Source organism: Streptococcus sp. CCH5-D3, assembly GCF_001556435.1.
Lineage (GTDB): Bacteria > Bacillota > Bacilli > Lactobacillales > Streptococcaceae > Streptococcus.
The window spans coordinates 39707-57359 of record NZ_LSIW01000077.1; the positions used below are offsets into that span (position 1 = coordinate 39707).

At 40.8% G+C, this 17653-nt stretch carries 17 protein-coding genes; 10 read left to right on the forward strand and 7 right to left on the reverse strand.

The annotated features are described in order from the left end of the window. Nucleotides 1-47 precede the first annotated feature (47 nt). The 4 genes from AX662_RS05300 to AX662_RS05315 form a co-directional block, all read right to left on the reverse strand. Nucleotides 48-395: a DUF1831 domain-containing protein gene (locus AX662_RS05300; protein ID WP_002884733.1), complete on the reverse strand. Its 348-nt coding sequence runs from the start codon at nt 393-395 to the stop codon at nt 48-50. Between the two features lies 1 nt (nt 396). Further along, complete coding sequence (locus AX662_RS05305) at nt 397-1509, reverse strand: cysteine desulfurase family protein (RefSeq protein ID WP_060971829.1); 1113 nt, start codon at nt 1507-1509, stop codon at nt 397-399. A 3-nt stretch (nt 1510-1512) separates the two neighbouring features. Beyond that, nucleotides 1513-2484, reverse strand: coding sequence for a ribose-phosphate diphosphokinase (locus AX662_RS05310; protein ID WP_002886837.1), 972 nt, complete (start codon nt 2482-2484; stop codon nt 1513-1515). A gap of 273 nt (nt 2485-2757) precedes the next feature. After that, nucleotides 2758-3333 carry a CYTH domain-containing protein gene (locus AX662_RS05315; protein WP_002886838.1) on the reverse strand — a complete coding sequence of 192 codons (576 nt, stop codon included), beginning with the start codon at nt 3331-3333 and terminating at the stop codon, nt 2758-2760. A gap of 95 nt (nt 3334-3428) precedes the next feature. Here AX662_RS05315 and AX662_RS05320 point away from each other — a divergent pair, with 95 nt between their 5' ends. From AX662_RS05320 to AX662_RS05365, 10 genes are all read left to right on the forward strand, one after another. Beyond that, nucleotides 3429-4103: a GTP pyrophosphokinase gene (locus tag AX662_RS05320; RefSeq protein WP_014634828.1), complete on the forward strand. Its 675-nt coding sequence runs from the start codon at nt 3429-3431 to the stop codon at nt 4101-4103. Beyond that, on the forward strand, nt 4075-4911 hold the full coding sequence (locus tag AX662_RS05325; RefSeq protein WP_002884507.1) for an NAD kinase: 837 nt from the start codon (nt 4075-4077) through the stop codon (nt 4909-4911). Before AX662_RS05320 ends, AX662_RS05325 begins: the two co-directional genes overlap by 29 nt. Continuing rightward, nucleotides 4908-5804 (forward strand): RluA family pseudouridine synthase, encoded by an 897-nt coding sequence (locus AX662_RS05330; RefSeq protein WP_060971830.1) that lies wholly within the window; start codon nt 4908-4910, stop codon nt 5802-5804. Before AX662_RS05325 ends, AX662_RS05330 begins: the two co-directional genes overlap by 4 nt. Before the next feature lie 15 nt (nt 5805-5819). Then, entirely contained in the window at nt 5820-6803 is a 984-nt protein-coding gene (gene pta / locus AX662_RS05335) for a phosphate acetyltransferase (protein ID WP_060971831.1), read from the forward strand. A 236-nt stretch (nt 6804-7039) separates the two neighbouring features. Further along, nucleotides 7040-9010 carry a peptide ABC transporter substrate-binding protein gene (locus AX662_RS05340; protein WP_060971832.1) on the forward strand — a complete coding sequence of 657 codons (1971 nt, stop codon included), beginning with the start codon at nt 7040-7042 and terminating at the stop codon, nt 9008-9010. A 180-nt stretch (nt 9011-9190) separates the two neighbouring features. Next, complete coding sequence (locus AX662_RS05345) at nt 9191-11161, forward strand: peptide ABC transporter substrate-binding protein (protein WP_060971833.1); 1971 nt, start codon at nt 9191-9193, stop codon at nt 11159-11161. Nucleotides 11162-11221: 60 nt separating this feature from the next. Then, nucleotides 11222-12715: an ABC transporter permease gene (locus tag AX662_RS05350; RefSeq protein WP_060971834.1), complete on the forward strand. Its 1494-nt coding sequence runs from the start codon at nt 11222-11224 to the stop codon at nt 12713-12715. Then, a complete protein-coding gene (oppC, locus tag AX662_RS05355) occupies nt 12715-13641 on the forward strand; it encodes an oligopeptide ABC transporter permease OppC (RefSeq protein WP_022496729.1) in 927 nt (308 codons plus the stop codon). The genes AX662_RS05350 and oppC overlap by 1 nt, the downstream gene beginning before the upstream one ends. A 9-nt stretch (nt 13642-13650) precedes the next feature. Continuing rightward, nucleotides 13651-14736: an ABC transporter ATP-binding protein gene (locus AX662_RS05360; RefSeq protein ID WP_002884363.1), complete on the forward strand. Its 1086-nt coding sequence runs from the start codon at nt 13651-13653 to the stop codon at nt 14734-14736. Next, nucleotides 14729-15658: an ATP-binding cassette domain-containing protein gene (locus AX662_RS05365; RefSeq protein WP_002884751.1), complete on the forward strand. Its 930-nt coding sequence runs from the start codon at nt 14729-14731 to the stop codon at nt 15656-15658. Before AX662_RS05360 ends, AX662_RS05365 begins: the two co-directional genes overlap by 8 nt. Before the next feature lie 52 nt (nt 15659-15710). On the opposite strand, the gene AX662_RS05370 is transcribed toward AX662_RS05365, so the two are convergent. Genes AX662_RS05370 through AX662_RS05380 form a run of 3 tightly spaced genes read right to left on the reverse strand, consistent with a single transcriptional unit; the run spans nt 15711 to nt 17588 of the window. Beyond that, complete coding sequence (locus AX662_RS05370) at nt 15711-16496, reverse strand: hypothetical protein (protein WP_060971835.1); 786 nt, start codon at nt 16494-16496, stop codon at nt 15711-15713. A gap of 11 nt (nt 16497-16507) precedes the next feature. Then, a complete protein-coding gene (locus tag AX662_RS05375) occupies nt 16508-17206 on the reverse strand; it encodes an ABC transporter ATP-binding protein (RefSeq protein ID WP_060971836.1) in 699 nt (232 codons plus the stop codon). A gap of 4 nt (nt 17207-17210) precedes the next feature. Continuing rightward, nucleotides 17211-17588, reverse strand: coding sequence for a GntR family transcriptional regulator (locus tag AX662_RS05380; RefSeq protein ID WP_060971837.1), 378 nt, complete (start codon nt 17586-17588; stop codon nt 17211-17213). Nucleotides 17589-17653 lie beyond the last annotated feature (65 nt).

Below are 17653 nucleotides of genomic sequence, written 5' to 3' on the forward strand. Positions count from 1 at the left end.
AAAAACCTATCACATGGATAGGCTATTTCTATGTAGTAAGAAAAAACTTAGACTTCTTCTTGCTCGAAAACGTTACGATCAACCAAACTCTGCATCAAGAAGTAGAATTTTTCTTGCAAGATGTGATGATCTTCATTTTTAAAGATATTAACGTTACGAAGGCCAGATTTGTCTGTGATAGACAATTTGAAGCCTGTCAAGTCTTTGTTAATAGTGATTTTGAGTGGGAAACCTTCGCCTGAGTTAGGTACTTTTTCGAGAAGGCGGTGCAACTCGTAGTTTCCGATTTTATTTTGCACAAAAGTCGTATCACGTAGAGTGAATTTTTTGACATTAGGACTGATGGTGTAACGGTACTTACAGTCAGTCAAATGAATGCTTTTTTCAAATGCCATGTTAGTCTCCTATGATTTGATTAAGTTTTTCTGCTAGGGCCTGGAGTTCTTCAGCGGTATTTTCCTCTGATAAACTAATGCGAATGGCTGTTTTTAGCTTGTCAGAATCCTTGCCATAGAGGGCCTGGATGACATGACTTGGATCAACAGTTCCAGCAGTACAAGCAGAACCCGTTGAGACAGCAAAGCCTGCTAGGTCTAACAAGGTTAAGAGAGGGCCGTTTTCCTTATCAGGAAAACTGATGTTGATGACGTGAGGTAGGCTAGGTCCTCCACCATTGATTTCATAAGGAATGGTAAGGGAATCTAGAAAGGCCTGACGAATCTTTTCAACATGCTGGTAATTGTCTTGGTAGTGGTCGCTAGCTTGTTTGTAAGCTGCGGTCATACCTGCAATCCCGACCAGGTTTTCAGTACTGGCACGGCGTTTTTCTTCTTGCTCACCACCGTGAAGTAGGTTGTCAAAATGCAAATCGTTATGGTAGAGCAAGCCGACACCTTTAGGTCCGTGGAATTTATGGGCACTAATAGAGAGAAAATCGGCTCCAAGTTCCTCTGGGTGAATAGGAAGCTTTCCTGCTACCTGAACGGCATCGACGTGAAAGGCAGCTTGGTGATTGGCAAGCAAGTCACCAATTTCCTTAATAGGAAGTAATTGGCCAGTCTCATTATTGGCATACATAACAGAAACTAGAATGGTATCGTCACGTAAGGCATCAGCGATTTGTTGGGCAGTAATGACTTGATTTTTTGGTTGAATATAGGTTACTTCAAAACCAAAACGCTCTTCCAAGTAGGCCATGGTGTGAAGGACAGAGTGGTGTTCAATAGCAGTTGTAATCAGGTGCTTACCTTTAGATTGATTGGCTAGGGCGTAACCTTTGATAGCTGTATTGTTTCCTTCAGTCCCACCAGAAGTGAAAATAAGCTTACGAGCAGGGACTTCAAAGTATTTGGCCATTTCTTCACGGGCTTCACGAAGTTCCTTAGAAGCCTGTCGACCGTAAGCATGGAGGCTGGATGGATTTCCAAAGGTTTCAGTCATGACATGTGTCATAGCTGAAATAGCAGCAGTATTTAAAGGAGTTGTTGCTGCATTGTCCAAATAAACCATAGCTTAGTCCTCGTTTGCAGTGTAAGCAAAGAGTGGGCTAAGTGGTTGACGTTCGAAAATACGAGTAGTAGCGTTAGCGATTAGCTTACTTGCTGAAATGTATTTAACGTTTGTAGGAACTTTTTCTTTAGTTGCAACTGAATCTGTCACCAAGATTTCTTTAATTGGGGCAGCGTTGAGGACTTCTGCAGCACCTCCTGCAAAGAGACCGTGACTAGCTACTGCATAGATGTCTTTAACGCCACCACGTTCAAGGATTTTAGCAGCTTCAGCAAACGTTTTACCAGTATTAAGGATATCATCAACCAAGATTGCTGTTTTTCCTTCAACCTCACCGATGATGTAGCCTTCTTCACGTTCTGAATCATCTTGGGCGTAGTCAATGATAGCGATTGGTGCATCAAGGTAGTCCGCCAAGCTACGAGCACGTTTAACACCCGAGTTTTTAGGGCTAACAACGACAACATCACTTCCTGTGAATCCTTTTTTGTTGTAGTATTCAGCAAACAAAGGCATTGTGAAGAGGTTATCTACTGGGATATCGAAGAATCCTTGAACTTGGACAGCGTGAAGGTCAAGCGTCAAGAGACGATTGACACCAGCTTTAACTAGCATATTGGCAATCAATTTAGCAGTGATTGGTTCACGTGACGCAGCGATACGGTCTTGACGTGCATAACCAAAGTAAGGCATAACAACGTTGACAGAGTTAGCACTGGCACGTTTGCAGGCATCAATCATGATGAGCAATTCCCAAAGGTGGTCGTTAACAGGGTTGCTAGTAGATTGGATGATATAGATATCGTCCCCACGAACAGACTCTTCAATGTTGATCATGATTTCACCGTCAGAAAATTGACGTGAAGATACTTTACCAAGTGGCAATCCAGTAGCCTCAGCAATTTTTTCAGCAATTTCTGGGTTTGAGCTGAGCGAGAACAATTTCAATTGTGGGTTTGCTTTTTGATGTACCATGACGATGGTGACTCCTTTAAAAAAATAAGATGCTAAGCCCAGTTAGGGCTATTGTAATAAAACTACAGATAGTTCTATTTTAGCAAAAAGAAGCAGAAATTTCAGCCTTCAAAGTGTGATATTAGTGAAAAATACCGAACCTTTGTTAGATAAAATTCCTTTGTATGCGTTTTTAGAGAAATCTATTATCCTCTGAAGTTCTAAATACTTGTGGTATTTGAAGCTGCATGTGTTTAAAATAAAAAAACAAGGAGCCAACTCCTTGTCTAAATTTTAGTCTTTGTCTCGTTTGAGGGTAGCTACAAAGCGTGCAACCTTACTCTTGGCGTACTTAAAGTCAATGTTATTTTCTTTAAGAAAGGCATCAAAGTCGTCTTTACCTTTCTCAGCATCCGAAACTTCTAGTTCAAGCTCGTAATCTTTCTTATCAGCATAGACATTGACATCAAGAGCCATGAGGCCGATGTTGGTCTGGTACTCGCGACGAGTTGTGGTCAAATGTCCGAGGATGGTTAGGTCCTCTAGTTTAACCCCACGTTCTAAAAGAATGGATTTGATTTGACAATCAGGAAAGTCCAGCGACTTAGTCAAAGCCTTAGCATCCGCACAATCCATGGTAACGTTGTACTCCATGTTCCCGACTTTTTCAGGGATTTTCAAGGTCAGCTCACCATGAGTGGGAAGTGTCCTAATACGCAAAGACAACTTTTTATTTCTCATGTCACTCTGAGGAGTGTCGATGTAGTAGTTTGTTTGCGTAACAGGTGTCACATGGGAGAAAAGCATCGCTAAACGATTGTACTCGTCTTTGGTGAGTAGAGTCTTGTACTCTATCTCTAAATGGTTCATGTGTGTCCTCCCTTGTGCTTTCAAATGTGGTATAATATAACAGATTGTATTTATTTTATAAAAAACTAAAGCTTTTGACAAGGAGGAGTCCTATCTTGACCATGGATTGGGAAGAATTTCTAGACCCCTATATTCAGGCCGTAGGTGAGCTCAAAATCAAGCTCCGAGGCATTCGTAAACAATTTCGTAAGCAAAATCGTCACTCGCCCATTGAGTTTGTGACGGGACGTGTGAAGTCAGTGGCTTCCATTGAAGAGAAGATCGCCCTTCGTGGCCTTTCGATTGAAAATTTGGCTCAAGATATGCAGGATATCGCTGGTCTCCGAGTCATGGTCCAATTTGTCGATGATGTGGATGAGGTTTTGGCTTTGCTTCGTCATCGTAGTGATATGACTATTGTTTCAGAGCGAGACTATATCAGAAACCGTAAAAATTCGGGTTATCGCTCTTATCATGTTATTATCTCTTATCCCGTTGACACCATTGATGGTCGTAAGGAGATTCTTGCAGAGATTCAGATTAGGACTTTGGCCATGAACTTTTGGGCCACCATTGAACATTCCCTTAATTACAAGTATCAGGGGAATTTTCCTGAGGAGATTAAACTTCGCTTGGAAACTACGGCCCGCATGGCTTATGAGCTTGACGAAGAAATGCGGAAGATACGTGATGATATTAGAGAAGCCCAGTTGCTTTTTGATCCAATTAATAGAACTTTGAAGGATAGTGTAGGAAATAGTGATGACACAGATGAAGACCTCTTCGGATGAGATGAAGGTAGCTATTATTGCCAATGGCAAACCCCAAAGTAGGCGTGTTGCCTCGAAACTTTTTAATGCCTTTCGAGATGATCCTGATTTTTATTTGACCAAGAAAAACCCAGATGTGGTCATCTCAATTGGTGGTGATGGCATGTTGCTATCGGCCTTTCATATGTATGAAAAAGAGCTTGCGCGTGTGCGTTTTGTAGGGATTCACACGGGTCATCTAGGCTTTTATACGGATTATTTGGATAGTGAAGTGGATCAATTAATCGAGACGCTTCGAAAAGATAGTGGTGCAAAGATTTCTTACCCTCTTTTGAATGTCAAATTGACCCTGGCTGATGGTCGTTCTTTTACGTCGATTGCCCTCAATGAAGCAGCCATCAAGCGTAATGAGAAAACCATGGCAGCAGATGTTTGCCTTAATGATGTCTTGTTTGAGAGCTTCCGTGGTGACGGGCTGTCGGTGTCAACGCCTACAGGATCAACGGCCTACAATAAATCCTTGGGTGGTGCGGTCCTTCATCCCACCATTGAAGCCTTGCAACTGACTGAGATTGCCAGTCTTAATAATCGTGTTTATCGTACCCTAGGAAGTCCCCTTATTGTACCTAAGCATGAGAAGATTACGGTTTATCCTACCCGAATGGGAAGCTACACTCTATCCGTTGATAATAAAACCTATACCAACCGTAATGTGAAAAAGGTAGAATTCTCAATTGACCAACGTAAGATTTCCTTTGTGGCTAGTGCCAGCCATACAAGTTTCTGGGAACGTGTACGTGATTCCTTTATTGGAGACATGGAAGAATGAGATATGAGTTTACAGTAGGGCGTTCTTGTCGGGTTAAGACCTTTTTGAAGGAGCACGATATTTCTAAAGGGCTACTGGCCAAGATTAAGTTTGAGGGCGGTCATATTTGGGTCAATGGTGAGGAGCAGTTTGCGACTTATCCTGTCCATGAAGGAGATGTGGTTGCCATTGAAATCCCTGATGAGGCACCGCACGAGACCTTGAAACCTATCCCTTTTGACTTGGATATTGTCTATGAGGATGATAACTTCTTGGTGATCAATAAACCTTATGGCTATGCCAGTATTCCAAGTGTTAACCATGATAATACCATGGCTAATTTCGTTAAACATCACTTCGTTAGCAACAATTATCCTAACCAGCGTGTGCATATTGTGACACGTCTGGATAAGGACACGTCTGGTCTCATGCTGTTTGCTAAGCATGGTTATGCCCACGCGCGTATGGATAAACAGTTGCAGCAGAAGTCTATTAAGAAGCATTACTATGCCTTGGTTGAAGGTGATACAAAACTTGAGGAGCAGGGTGAAATCATTGCACCGATTGCGCGTGATGTAGATTCTATTATTACACGTCGGGTTCATAAATCGGGGAAATATGCCCACACTAGCTATCGCTTGGTAGCTGATTATGGTAGGGTTAAACTGGTTGATATCAATCTTCATACCGGACGTACGCACCAGATTCGTGTGCACTTTGCCCACCTAGGTTTGCCTCTTTTGGGAGACGACCTTTATGGCGGGTCCCTAGACTATGGTATTAAGCGTCAAGCCTTGCATTGTCACCGTCTTGCATTTGTTGATCCTTTCACCAAAAAAGAGATGGTCCATGCATCTTCCTTGACAGATGATTTTGAAATCGTTATCATGAATTTACAAACTAAAAAAGATTGATTGAGGAATTTTTTTATGCGTAGTCTATTTGGTGAACTTCGTGAACATATTTTAGGGAAAGGTGTTAAGATTGTTTTCCCTGAGGGTAACGACGACCGTGTGGTTCGTGCAGCAGCCCGTTTGAAATTTGAAGGATTGGTTGATCCTATTATTTTGGGAGACCCAGCAGAGGTTCACAAAATCTTGAACGATCTTGGTTTTGCAGACTTTAACTATACAATTGTTAATCCTGAAACCTATGAAGATTTCGAGGAAATGAAGGAAAAATTTGTTGAAATCCGTAAAGGGAAAGCGACAATGGAAGATGCGGAAAAGTTGCTTCATGATGTCAACTATTTCGGTGTTATGCTAGTTAAACTTGGTCTTGCTGATGGGATGGTTTCAGGTGCTATTCACTCAACAGCGGATACGGTACGTCCGGCCCTTCAAATTATCAAAACAAAACCTGGTATTTCTCGTACATCAGGTGTCTTCCTTATGAACCGTGAAAATACCGATCATCGCTTGATGTTTGCTGACTGTGCTATCAATATTGAACCAAATGCTCAAGAGTTGGCAGAAATTGCAATTAATACTGCTGAAACAGCTCAAGTTTTTGGTATTGATCCTAAAGTGGCCATGCTTAGCTTCTCAACAAAAGGTTCTGCTAAATCGCCAAAAGTTGACAGGGTTGTTCAAGCAACAAATATTGCTAAAGAAATGCGTCCTGACTTGGCTATTGATGGGGAGTTGCAGTTCGATGCAGCATTTGTTCCAGCAACAGCAGCTATTAAGGCTCCAGATAGTGACGTAGCAGGACATGCTAATGTCTTTGTCTTCCCTGGCTTGCAAGCAGGTAACATTGGATATAAGATTGCCCAACGTTTGGGAATGTTCGAAGCTATCGGACCAATCTTACAAGGTCTTAATAAACCTGTTAACGACCTTTCTCGTGGGGCTAGTGCTGAAGATATTTACAATTTGGCGATTATTACAGCTGCTCAAGCTCTTAATAGCTAATTTTAACTTAGAAACAGAGGTTTAACCAAGGTGTTAGGCCTTTTTGTTTTATGCATGACTGGTGATTAAAAATAAATCGATTAAAGTAGCTAGAAATCCAGAAAACACAAGGGACTGCTGAATTTTTCGTATTTCATCAGGTGCAATAATTGTGCAAAATAGTCTGATAATGACTCCTTTTCTTGATTATTTATGCTATAATGAAAGAGTAAAATTTTATTTTTTGGAGAAATCTTATGAAAAAAAGCAAATGGTTAGCCCTTGCGGGTGTGGCACTCCTCAGTGTAGGTGCCTTAGCGGCTTGTTCTTCTAAGTCAAGTACTAGTGGAACGACTTATGGTTATGTTTATAATTCAGATCCAGAATCATTGGATTACATCACTTCAAATACAGGACCTACTAAGACAGCTGTGACAAACGGTGTAGATGGTCTTATGGAAGCAGATAAATATGGAAATCTTGTCCCTTCAGTAGCTGAAGATTGGTCTGTCTCTCAAGATGGTCTGACTTATACTTATAAAATCCGTAAGGGTGTTAAATGGTACACTTCAGATGGTGAAGAGTATGCTGATGTGACTGCTAAGGACTTTGTGACTGGTCTTAAGCATGCGGCTGATTCCAAAGCTGGAGCCCTCTATTTGGTACAAGATTCTATTGCAGGCTTGTCTGACTACCTCTCTGGTGCCAATAAAGATTTCTCAAATGTAGGTGTCAAAGCAATCGACGATCACACATTGCAATATACCCTTAAAAAACCAGAACCATACTGGAATTCTAAGACAACCTATGGTTTGCTCTTCCCGGTTAACGAAGACTTTCTTAAGAATAAAGGAAAAGATTTTGGTAAGTCAACAGACCCAACCTCTATCCTTTATAACGGTCCTTTCCTTCTTAAATCTTTGACAGCTAAATCATCTATCGAGTTGACTAAGAATGAGAATTATTGGGATAAGAAGAACGTGCATTTCGACGCTATCAAATTGTCATATTATGATGGTTCTGACCAGGAGGCTCAAGAGCGTAGCTTCTCAGATGGTGCTCTCAGCATTGCACGTGTCTTCCCTATGAGCTCTAACTATGCGTCAGTAGAAAAGAAATATAAAGATAATATTTATTACACAGCACCAGGTGCGTCTACAGCAGCTATTGGTGTGAATATTGATCGTCAAAGCTATAAATTCTCAGCTAAGAAGACAGATGCTGAAAAGACATCAACTAAGAAGGCTCTTCTAAACAAAGACTTCCGTCAATCAATCAACTTCGCTATTGATCGTACAGCTTATCAATCTCAAGTAAATGGTAAAGATGGGGCAGCTCTTGCTCTACGTAACCTCTTTGTTCCTTCTGATTTTGTCAGTGCAGGTGATAAGACCTTCGGTGACCTTGTGACAGACAAGATGAGCACTTACGGTGATGAATGGTCTGGTGTCAATTTTGCGGATGGTCAAGATGGTCTCTACAATGCGGAAAAAGCTAAGACTGAGTTTGCCAAAGCCAAAGAAGCTCTTCAAGGTGAAGGTGTTCAATTCCCAATTCACTTGGACCTTCCAGTTGATCAAAGTTCTAAACTTAATGTTGCTCAAGCTCAATCATTGAAACAAACGATTGAAAAATCATTGGGCAGTGAAAATGTCGTTATCGATATCAACCAGTTGTCATCTGATGATATGCAAAATGCAACCCTTAATGCGGCAAATGCGGCAGCAGAAGACTGGGATATTTCAAACGGTGTGGTTTGGGGTCCAGACTATCAAGATCCATCAACTTACCTTGATATCTTTAAGACAACTTCAAGTGAAAATACCAAGACTTTCATGGGTTATGATGATCCAAACAATGCGGCCGCAGCTCAAGTAGGTCTTAAAGATTATGATGCCTTGCTTGATTCAGCAGCTTCAGAAACAACAGACCTCAACGCTCGTTACGATCGCTATGCCCAAGCTCAAGCATGGTTGGAAGATAGCTCGCTTGTCATTCCATTGACTGTTGGTAACGGTGCAGCACCAGTTATTTCACGCTTGACACCATTTACGGGTGCTAGCATGCAAGTGGGTGATAAGAACTCATCAGACTACTTCAAATATGTGAAACCACAAGAAAAAGTAGTTACTAAGAAAGAATATGAACAAAGTCGTGAAAAATGGCTTAAAGAAAAGAAAGCATCTAACGAAAAAGCTCAAAAAGATCTTGAGAAACACGTTAAATAATATTCTTGAGAAAAAGGCAGTTAGCCTTTTTCTTTTGTCCAAAAAGGGCTAATCCATAGTGTTCGTAAGGGGTAAAATTGTGAGAAAGTCAGTATAAGACAAAATATTCTGAAAATTGTACTCATCTTATTTTTTATGGTATAATGTAGGCATATAAAAAAGATTTTTTGGAGAATGCTTATGAAAAAAAGTAAATGGTTGGCCCTTGCGGGTGTTTCCCTTCTAAGTGTTGGGGTTTTAGTGGCTTGCTCATCAAAATCAAACACTTCAAGCAATACTTATAACTATATTTATACTGCTGATCCTGAGACATTGGATTACCTTATTTCCAATAAAGGTTCAACGACTGACGCTGTGACAAATGGTGTCGATGGCCTTTTGGAAAACGATAAATATGGTAACTTGGTACCTTCTATTGCCAAGGACTGGACTGTTTCAGCTGATGGTTTGACTTATACTTACAAACTTCGTAAAGGAGTTAAATGGTATACTTCAGACGGTGAAGAGTATGCAGAAGTAACAGCTAAAGACTTCGTAACAGGTCTTAAGCATGCTGCTGATAAAAAGACAGAGTCAATTTACTTGGCAAAAGATTCTGTAGTAGGTCTTGCTGATTATTTCAATGGTACTGATAAAGACTTCTCTAAAGTTGGCGTTAAAGCACTTGATGATTACACTCTTCAGTACACACTTAAACAACCAGAACCTTACTGGAATTCTAAGATGACTTATTCTCTCTTCTGGCCTGTAAATGAAGAGTTCCTTAAGTCAAAAGGGGATAGCTTTGGTAAATCAACAGATCCATCATCTATCCTTTATAATGGTCCATACATCCTTAAGTCGTTGACAGCTAAATCATCTATTGAGTTGGCTAAAAATGAAAACTACTGGGATAAGAAAAATGTCCACTTCGATGGCATTAAACTTTCTTTCTATGATGCATCAGACCAAGAATCGCTTGTTCGTAATTTCACTGATGGCGCTTATAGCCAAGCACGTCTATATCCAACAAGCTCAAACTTTAATTCAGTAGAAAAACAATATAAAGATAATATCTTCTATACACAACCATCTGCAGATATTGGTGGGGTTGGTGTTAATATTGACCGTCAGTCTTACAACCATACATCTAAGAAGACTGATGCTGAAAAAGATTCAACTAAGAAAGCTCTTCTTAACAAGGATTTCCGTCAATCAGTTAACTTTGCTATTGACCGTACAGCTTATTCAGCACAACTTAATGGTGAAAAAGGTGCAGCACTTGCTGTTCGTAACCTTCTTGTGAAACCTGATTTTGTTTATGCTGGTGACAAGTCATTCGGTGATTTGGTAACTGAAAAGATGCCTTCATATGGTGACGAGTGGTCAGGTGTTAACCTTAAAGACAGCCAAGATGGTCTCTTCAACGCTGATAAGGCTAAGACTGAATTTAATAAAGCTAAGGAAGCTCTCCAAGCACAAGGTGTTCAATTCCCAATTCACTTGGACCTTCCAGTTGACCAAGCTGCAAAACCAACTGTAGCACGTGCACAATCTTTGAAACAATCTGTTGAAAAGACACTCGGAAAAGAAAATGTGGTTGTAGACGTTCATCAAATGTCTCAAGATGATCTTCTTAACAGTACTTTGTATGCAGCTAACGCAGCAGCAGAAGACTGGGATATCAATATTTCAGTTGCTTGGGCACCTGACTACGAAGACCCATCAACATTCCTTGATATCTTCAAGACAACAGCTAGTGAGAACACAAAAACTTACATGGGATTCGACGATCCTAACAATGCAGCAGCAGCTCAAGTAGGTCTTAAAGACTTTGATGCTTTGGTTGATAATGCAGCTAAAGAAACAAGCGACCTCAACGTACGTTATGAACGTTATGCAGAGGCACAAGCTTGGTTGGAAGATAGCTCACTCTTCATGCCACTTATGGTTAACAAGGGTGCTGCTCCAATGGTAGCTCGTTTGACACCATTCTCAGGTGCTTACTCTCAAGTGGGACCTAAGGGTTCTGACAGATACTTTAAGTACCTTGAGCCTCAAAAAGATGTTGTCACTAAGAAAAACTATGATAAAGCCCGTGAAAGCTGGCTTAAAGAAAAGTCTAAGTCCAACGAAAAAGCTCAAAAAGACCTTGAGAAACACGTTAAATAAAAGGACGATGGAACTTTCTCATTAGATTGGGAAAGTTCTTTTGGAATTAAAGGAAGAGACATGAAAAAATACATTTTATTGAGAACCCTCCGTTCTCTATTGTCAATATTTGTCGTGACGGCCTTGACCTACACGATTATCTATACCATGGTGCCGAGGCGTCTGATTTTCAGACAGGACCCTAACTACAACAAGATTGCTAAGACAGCTGATTCTAAGGCTAACTATGAAAATACAATCTATGAACGTATGGGTTACATTGATTACTATGACACCAAGGAGTTGCAGGAGAAAGCTAGCTCCCTTGATAAGTCGGTAACCACTAAGCCAACAAAAGAAAATAAAGCTATTTACCAAAAATATGTGGATAGTTTAGGACATGGCTGGCGTTTGCATCAATTCAAGCAAAGTAAACAATTCTATGCAACACGTGATGTGCCAGTGCTTGAACGTGTGTTTGGCTTCTATACGCACCTCTTTGAATTTGACAATACTGGATGGGTTAAAGATAAAACAAATCCAAACTTGAAGCGTTACATCCGTATTGAAAATGATCCAGCTATCGGTTGGTCAGTTGTCGGTTCAGGAACTAAGCATAAATATTTGCTTTACTTTAACGGTCAGTTCCCATTTGTTCACCAAAACTTTGTGAAGATGAACCTTGGTACCTCTTATCCAACTTATGCTGAGCAAGGTGTTCTTGATGTTATTACGCAAGGCCAAGGGCAAACACAAAGCTCTGAGGTCAACTTCCCTACTGGTAAGAAGATATCTTCAGTAGATATCTACTCTCGTACTTATAAATCACCAAGTCAGGCTGATGCGAGAGATCGTTCTTACTATGGAAATGACCCATACACAGCTACCAAGAGTCGCTACCAATACCCATCAATGGTGACAAGTTCTGCTATTGCAGGTTTGATTGGTTTGGTCTTGTCTTATGCCTTGGCAATTCCATTGGGATCATACATGGCACGCTTTAAAAACACACTCTTTGATAGTGTGTCAACAGGTGTCTTGACTTTCTTGCTTTCACTACCAACCATCGCCTTGGTTTATATCATCCGTTTGATTGGTTCTGAGATTGGTCTTCCAGACTCCTTCCCTATCTTGGGTGCAGGTGACTGGCGTTCATACGTCTTGCCATCTGTTATTCTCGGTCTCTTGTCAACACCAGGTCTTGCTATTTGGATTCGTCGTTATATGATTGACTTGCAATCACAAGACTTCGTTCGTTTTGCACGTGCCAAAGGGTTGTCAGAACAAGAAATTTCGAATAAACACATTTTCAAAAATGCTATGGTTTCCTTGGTTTCAGGGATCCCAGCATCTATCGTTAGTGTTATCACAGGGGCAACCTTGACAGAAACAATCTTTGCCTACCCTGGTATGGGTAAAATGTTGATTGACTCTGTCCGTGCTTCAAATAACGCTATGGTTGTGGGTCTTGTATTTATTTTCACAGCCCTCACCATCTTCTCATTGCTTGTGGGTGATATCCTTATGACTATGATTGACCCACGTATCAAATTGACATCTAAAGGAGGTAAATAATGGCTTCAATTGATAAAAGTAAGTTCCAATTTGTAAAGCGCGATGATTTTGCCTCTGAAACAATTGATGCGCCGGCCTATTCATACTGGAAATCGGTGATGCGTCAGTTCTTCAAGAAAAAGTCAACAACTGTCATGTTGGGAATCTTGATTGCTATCATTTTGATGAGCTTTATCTACCCAATGTTTTCAAAATTTGACTTTAATGACGTGTCTAAGGTTAATGACTTTAGTGTACGTTATGTGCATCCAAATGCTCAATACTGGTTCGGTACGGACAGTAATGGTAAGTCTCTCTTTGACAGTGTTTGGTTTGGAGCTCGTAATTCTATCCTTATTGCTGTTATCGCTACCTTCATTAACGTTGTTATTGGTTTAGTCGTTGGTGCTGTTTGGGGGATTTCTAAGACCTTTGATATGATTATGATGGAAATCTACAACATCATCTCAAACATTCCTGCCCTCCTTGTCGTTATCGTCTTGACTTACTCATTGGGTGCAGGTTTCTGGAACATGATTTTTGCCATGACTGTCACAGGTTGGATTGGTATTGCTTATACTATCCGTATTCAAATCATGCGTTACCGTGATTTGGAGTACAACTTGGCTTCTCGTACTTTGGGAACACCAACTCCTAAGATTGTGGTTAAAAATATCATGCCACAACTTGTATCAGTTATCGTGACTATGGCTAGTCAGCTCTTGCCAGGATTTATCTCTTACGAAGCCTTCCTTTCTTACTTTGGTTTGGGGCTTCCTGTTACAACGCCTAGTCTTGGTCGTTTGATTTCAGACTATGCACAGAACGTTACAGTCAATGCTTATCTCTTCTGGATTCCATTGACTACCTTGATCCTCGTTTCCCTCTCTCTCTTTATTGTCGGTCAAAACTTGGCGGATGCCAGTGACCCACGTACGCATAGATAGGAGTCCAATATGACAGAAAATAAAAATGTAATATTATCGGCTCGCGATATCGTCGTGGAATTTGACGTTCGTGACCGTGTTTTGACAGCCATTCGAGGAGTTTCCCTTGATCTGGTTGAAGGTGAAGTTTTAGCCTTGGTTGGTGAGTCTGGTTCAGGTAAATCAGTTTTGACTAAGACTTTCACAGGGATGCTTGAAGAAAATGGTCGTGTAGCTAGCGGTTCTATTGATTATCGTGGCCAAGATTTGACCAAACTTAAGAGTCACCAAGATTGGGCACCTATTCGTGGAGCTAAGATCGCGACTATCTTCCAAGATCCTATGACCAGTCTTGACCCAATTAAGACTATCGGTAGCCAAATTGTTGAAGTCATTGTCAAACACCAAGGAAAATCAGCTAAAGAAGCTAAAAAAATGGCCATTGATTACATGGACAAGGTTGGTATTCCTGATGCTGAAAAACGTTTCAACGAATATCCTTTCCAATACTCTGGTGGGATGCGTCAACGTATCGTCATTGCCATTGCCTTGGCTTGTCGTCCTGATGTCCTTATCTGTGACGAGCCAACAACTGCCCTTGACGTAACCATTCAAGCTCAAATCATTGACCTCTTGAAATCACTTAAAGAAGAGTACGGTTTCTCAGTGATTTTCATTACCCATGACCTTGGTGTGGTAGCAAGTATCGCTGACAAGGTTGCTGTTATGTATGCTGGTGAAATCATCGAGTATGCAACTGTTGAGGAAATTTTCTATGAGCCTTGTCACCCATACACGTGGAGCTTGCTTTCAAGCTTGCCACAGTTGGCTGACGATAAGGGTGAGCTTTTCTCAATTCCAGGGACACCACCATCACTTTATACACCAGTTGTTGGAGATGCCTTTGCCTTGCGTTCAGACTATGCCATGCAGATTGACTTTGAGGAAAAAGCTCCACAATTCCAAGTTTCAGATACTCACTGGGCTAAGACCTGGCTCTTACATGAGGATGCACCAAAAGTTGAAAAACCTGCGGTTATCCAAAATCTACATGAAAAAATCCGTGCTAATATGGGATTTGCACATTTAGGAGATGAGGAGGAAGGCAATGCCTGAGAAGTTAGTTGAAGTAAAAGATGTGGAGATTTCCTTCGGTGAAGGAAGCAAGAAATTCGTTGCTGTCCACAATGCTAATTTTTTCATCAACAAGGGTGAAACCTTTTCCCTCGTTGGTGAGTCTGGTAGTGGTAAAACCACTATCGGGCGTGCCATTATTGGTCTAAATGATACAAGTAATGGTGAGATTATTTTTGACGGTAAGAAAATCAATGGACACTTATCTCACTCTGAGAAAAACGACCTTATACGTCGTATCCAGATGATTTTCCAAGACCCTGCGGCTAGTTTGAATGAACGTGCAACAGTCGATTATATCTTGTCTGAGGGCTTGCATAACTTCCATCTCTATAAGGATGAGGAAGATCGTAAAGCCAAAATCAAGGAAATCATCAAAGAAGTGGGACTTCTTGAGGAACACTTGACACGTTACCCTCACGAATTTTCTGGGGGACAACGTCAACGTATTGGGATTGCGCGTTCCTTGGTTATGCAACCTGACTTGGTCATCGCTGACGAACCAATCTCAGCCCTTGACGTGTCAGTCCGTGCCCAAGTTTTGAACTTGCTTAAGAAATTCCAAAAAGAGTTGGGATTGACCTACCTCTTTATCGCTCACGACTTGTCAGTGGTCCGTTTCATTTCTGACCGTATCGCTGTTATTTACAAGGGGACAATCGTGGAAGTTGCTGAGACAGAAGAACTCTACAACAATCCTATCCACCCTTACACCAAGTCACTCTTGTCTGCTGTTCCTATTCCAGACCCGATCTTGGAACGTAAGAAAGTCTTGAAGGTTTATGATCCAAACCAACATGACTATTCTGTTGATAAACCAGAAATGGTTGAACTACGTCCAGGACACTTCGTTTGGGGTAACAAAGCCGAAATCGAGACTTATCGTAAAGAACAAAGTAAATAAGTCTTTTCAATGCAAAAAAAAAATCGTGTTCCAAAAGGAACACGGTTTTTCTTTAGTCCAAATTTAAGCGTTTGGTCATGATAAAGTAGGTACCAAAGTAACTTGCCGCGATGAGAATGAGAGACTGAACTAGACTAATGATATATGACGAGTTATTAATTGCAGTATATGTTGCATCTCCGGTCAAGGCTGCACCGAGTCCAAAGAAGAAACCAATAAAGAATAGGATAGCCTGAATGGCGAAAAAGGCGACAAACCCCATAAGAACTTTGTTAGTATTGAAGAGGTTTCCGATACTAATACAGAGGTAATAGAAAAGGATACCAGCAATCATTGACAAGATTGTAGAAGGGATGAAGAGGTAGAAAGCGCCTATCTCTTTTAGGATCTGGCCAAAGTAGCTGGTAGCTAGGAGGATATCTTTCATATCAAGGCAGAAAGCAGCTATAATTCCAATCGAAAGGAGTATAACGAGTGATGAAATGATATCTAAAATAAAGGCTACCAAGAGTTTAGACAAGATTAATTGGTGAGCAGAAACTGGGAGCGTATTGGTTAGATAGCCTTCTCTTCCAAAGACAGTCTTTGCAAAGCGTCTAATAATAAGGACTATTGTCGCTATATAAATAGTTCCCCAAACAATAATAGTGGCAAAAACCATCAGTGTGAAGAAAGCAAAGAAGAGTAGACTAGGTTCTTGGTGGCTCTGTTCAGTTACAAAAATAGATTTTCGAAGCATTAAACCCAAGGGGATAGAGAGTAGGATGGCAATACCATAGATGCCAAGATACCATTTACGGACCGATTGTAATTCATATTTAACTAATTTCCAAAACATGCTCATACCTCCTAGTTGTGGAACATCTCTCTAAAGAGTTTGTCGATAGATTTGCCATGGGCTTGACGGATATTATCAGCATCACCCTGAAGTTCAATCTGACCGTATTTTAAGAAGACAACTTCATCTAGGACGGATTCAATATCTGCAATCAAATGGGTTGAAATGATAACAGAAGCATCTTCAGAGTATTGGTTGATGATGGTTTTAAGGATGTAGTCACGTGACGCAGGATCGACTCCACCGATAGGTTCATCGAGGAGATAGAGTTTAGCTTCACGACTCATAACCAAAATCAACTGAACTTTTTCTTTGTTACCTTTTGAGAGGTCCTTAAGGCGCAAATCAGGCTGGAGCTTTAAATCCTGCAAGAGTTGCAAGGCAAGAGGATAACGGAAGTCAGCATAGAAATCTTGGAAGAAATCCAAGTAGTACTGTATTGTCTTACTTTCATCTAAATAGGTTGTGTCAGGCAAATAAGCCACTTGCGCCTTTGTGATAGGTGATGGCTGAGATCCATTAATAGTTGCTAAACCTGAAGTCGGTTGAAGGAGGCCGTTCAAAATTTTGATTAGGGTTGTTTTACCACTACCGTTTGGTCCTAAGAGACCAATGATTTTACCAGAAGGGATGGACATGGTCACATCTCTAAGGGCTGGAATACCATTATAGGTCTTGGTGAGATTTGTTAGAGTTACAATATCAGTCATCGGTCTATAAGTCCTTTCCTGTTTGTTCGATGTAGTCAGTGATGATAGCTTTGATTTCAGGTGAGCTAAAACCAATGGCTGTCATCTCAGTGACAAAGTTTTTCATGAGACTTTGGGCAATCTCGTGTCGTTTTTGATCAATTAGTTTTTCATCTTCGGTAACAAAGCGACCAGAGGTACGGGCAGAGTAGACCAACCCCTCTTTTTCAAGTTCTTGGAAGGCTCTTTGTACAGTGTTGGGATTGACCCCAGCTTCCTGAGCAAATTCTCTAACGGGTAGGAGTTGTTGTCCCATACTCAATTCCTTGGAAGCTATCTTCAGTTTGACGCGATAGGCAATTTGGAGATAAATTGGCGATTTTTCATCAAATGTCCAAGCCATAAGAGACTCCTTTCTAAAAGTATAATAGTATTATTTTTGTACTACCATAATGATACAACTAAAAT

What these genes read in the sequence shown, in the direction of transcription:
- oppC (WP_022496729.1), top strand. Translation starts at nt 12,715, where the DNA reads ATGGCTTCAATTGATAAAAGTAAGTTCCAATTTGTAAAGCGCGATGAT.
- AX662_RS05330 (WP_060971830.1), top strand. Translation starts at nt 4,908, where the DNA reads ATGAGATATGAGTTTACAGTAGGGCGTTCTTGTCGGGTTAAGACCTTT.
- AX662_RS05325 (WP_002884507.1), top strand. Translation starts at nt 4,075, where the DNA reads ATGACACAGATGAAGACCTCTTCGGATGAGATGAAGGTAGCTATTATT.
- AX662_RS05360 (WP_002884363.1), top strand. Translation starts at nt 13,651, where the DNA reads ATGACAGAAAATAAAAATGTAATATTATCGGCTCGCGATATCGTCGTG.
- AX662_RS05350 (WP_060971834.1), top strand. Translation starts at nt 11,222, where the DNA reads ATGAAAAAATACATTTTATTGAGAACCCTCCGTTCTCTATTGTCAATA.
- AX662_RS05345 (WP_060971833.1), top strand. Translation starts at nt 9,191, where the DNA reads ATGAAAAAAAGTAAATGGTTGGCCCTTGCGGGTGTTTCCCTTCTAAGT.
- AX662_RS05340 (WP_060971832.1), top strand. Translation starts at nt 7,040, where the DNA reads ATGAAAAAAAGCAAATGGTTAGCCCTTGCGGGTGTGGCACTCCTCAGT.
- AX662_RS05375 (WP_060971836.1), bottom strand. Translation starts at nt 17,206, where the DNA reads ATGACTGATATTGTAACTCTAACAAATCTCACCAAGACCTATAATGGT.
- AX662_RS05300 (WP_002884733.1), bottom strand. Translation starts at nt 395, where the DNA reads ATGGCATTTGAAAAAAGCATTCATTTGACTGACTGTAAGTACCGTTAC.
- AX662_RS05305 (WP_060971829.1), bottom strand. Translation starts at nt 1,509, where the DNA reads ATGGTTTATTTGGACAATGCAGCAACAACTCCTTTAAATACTGCTGCT.
- AX662_RS05315 (WP_002886838.1), bottom strand. Translation starts at nt 3,333, where the DNA reads ATGAACCATTTAGAGATAGAGTACAAGACTCTACTCACCAAAGACGAG.
- AX662_RS05310 (WP_002886837.1), bottom strand. Translation starts at nt 2,484, where the DNA reads ATGGTACATCAAAAAGCAAACCCACAATTGAAATTGTTCTCGCTCAGC.
- pta (WP_060971831.1), top strand. Translation starts at nt 5,820, where the DNA reads ATGCGTAGTCTATTTGGTGAACTTCGTGAACATATTTTAGGGAAAGGT.
- AX662_RS05370 (WP_060971835.1), bottom strand. Translation starts at nt 16,496, where the DNA reads ATGTTTTGGAAATTAGTTAAATATGAATTACAATCGGTCCGTAAATGG.
- AX662_RS05380 (WP_060971837.1), bottom strand. Translation starts at nt 17,588, where the DNA reads ATGGCTTGGACATTTGATGAAAAATCGCCAATTTATCTCCAAATTGCC.
- AX662_RS05365 (WP_002884751.1), top strand. Translation starts at nt 14,729, where the DNA reads ATGCCTGAGAAGTTAGTTGAAGTAAAAGATGTGGAGATTTCCTTCGGT.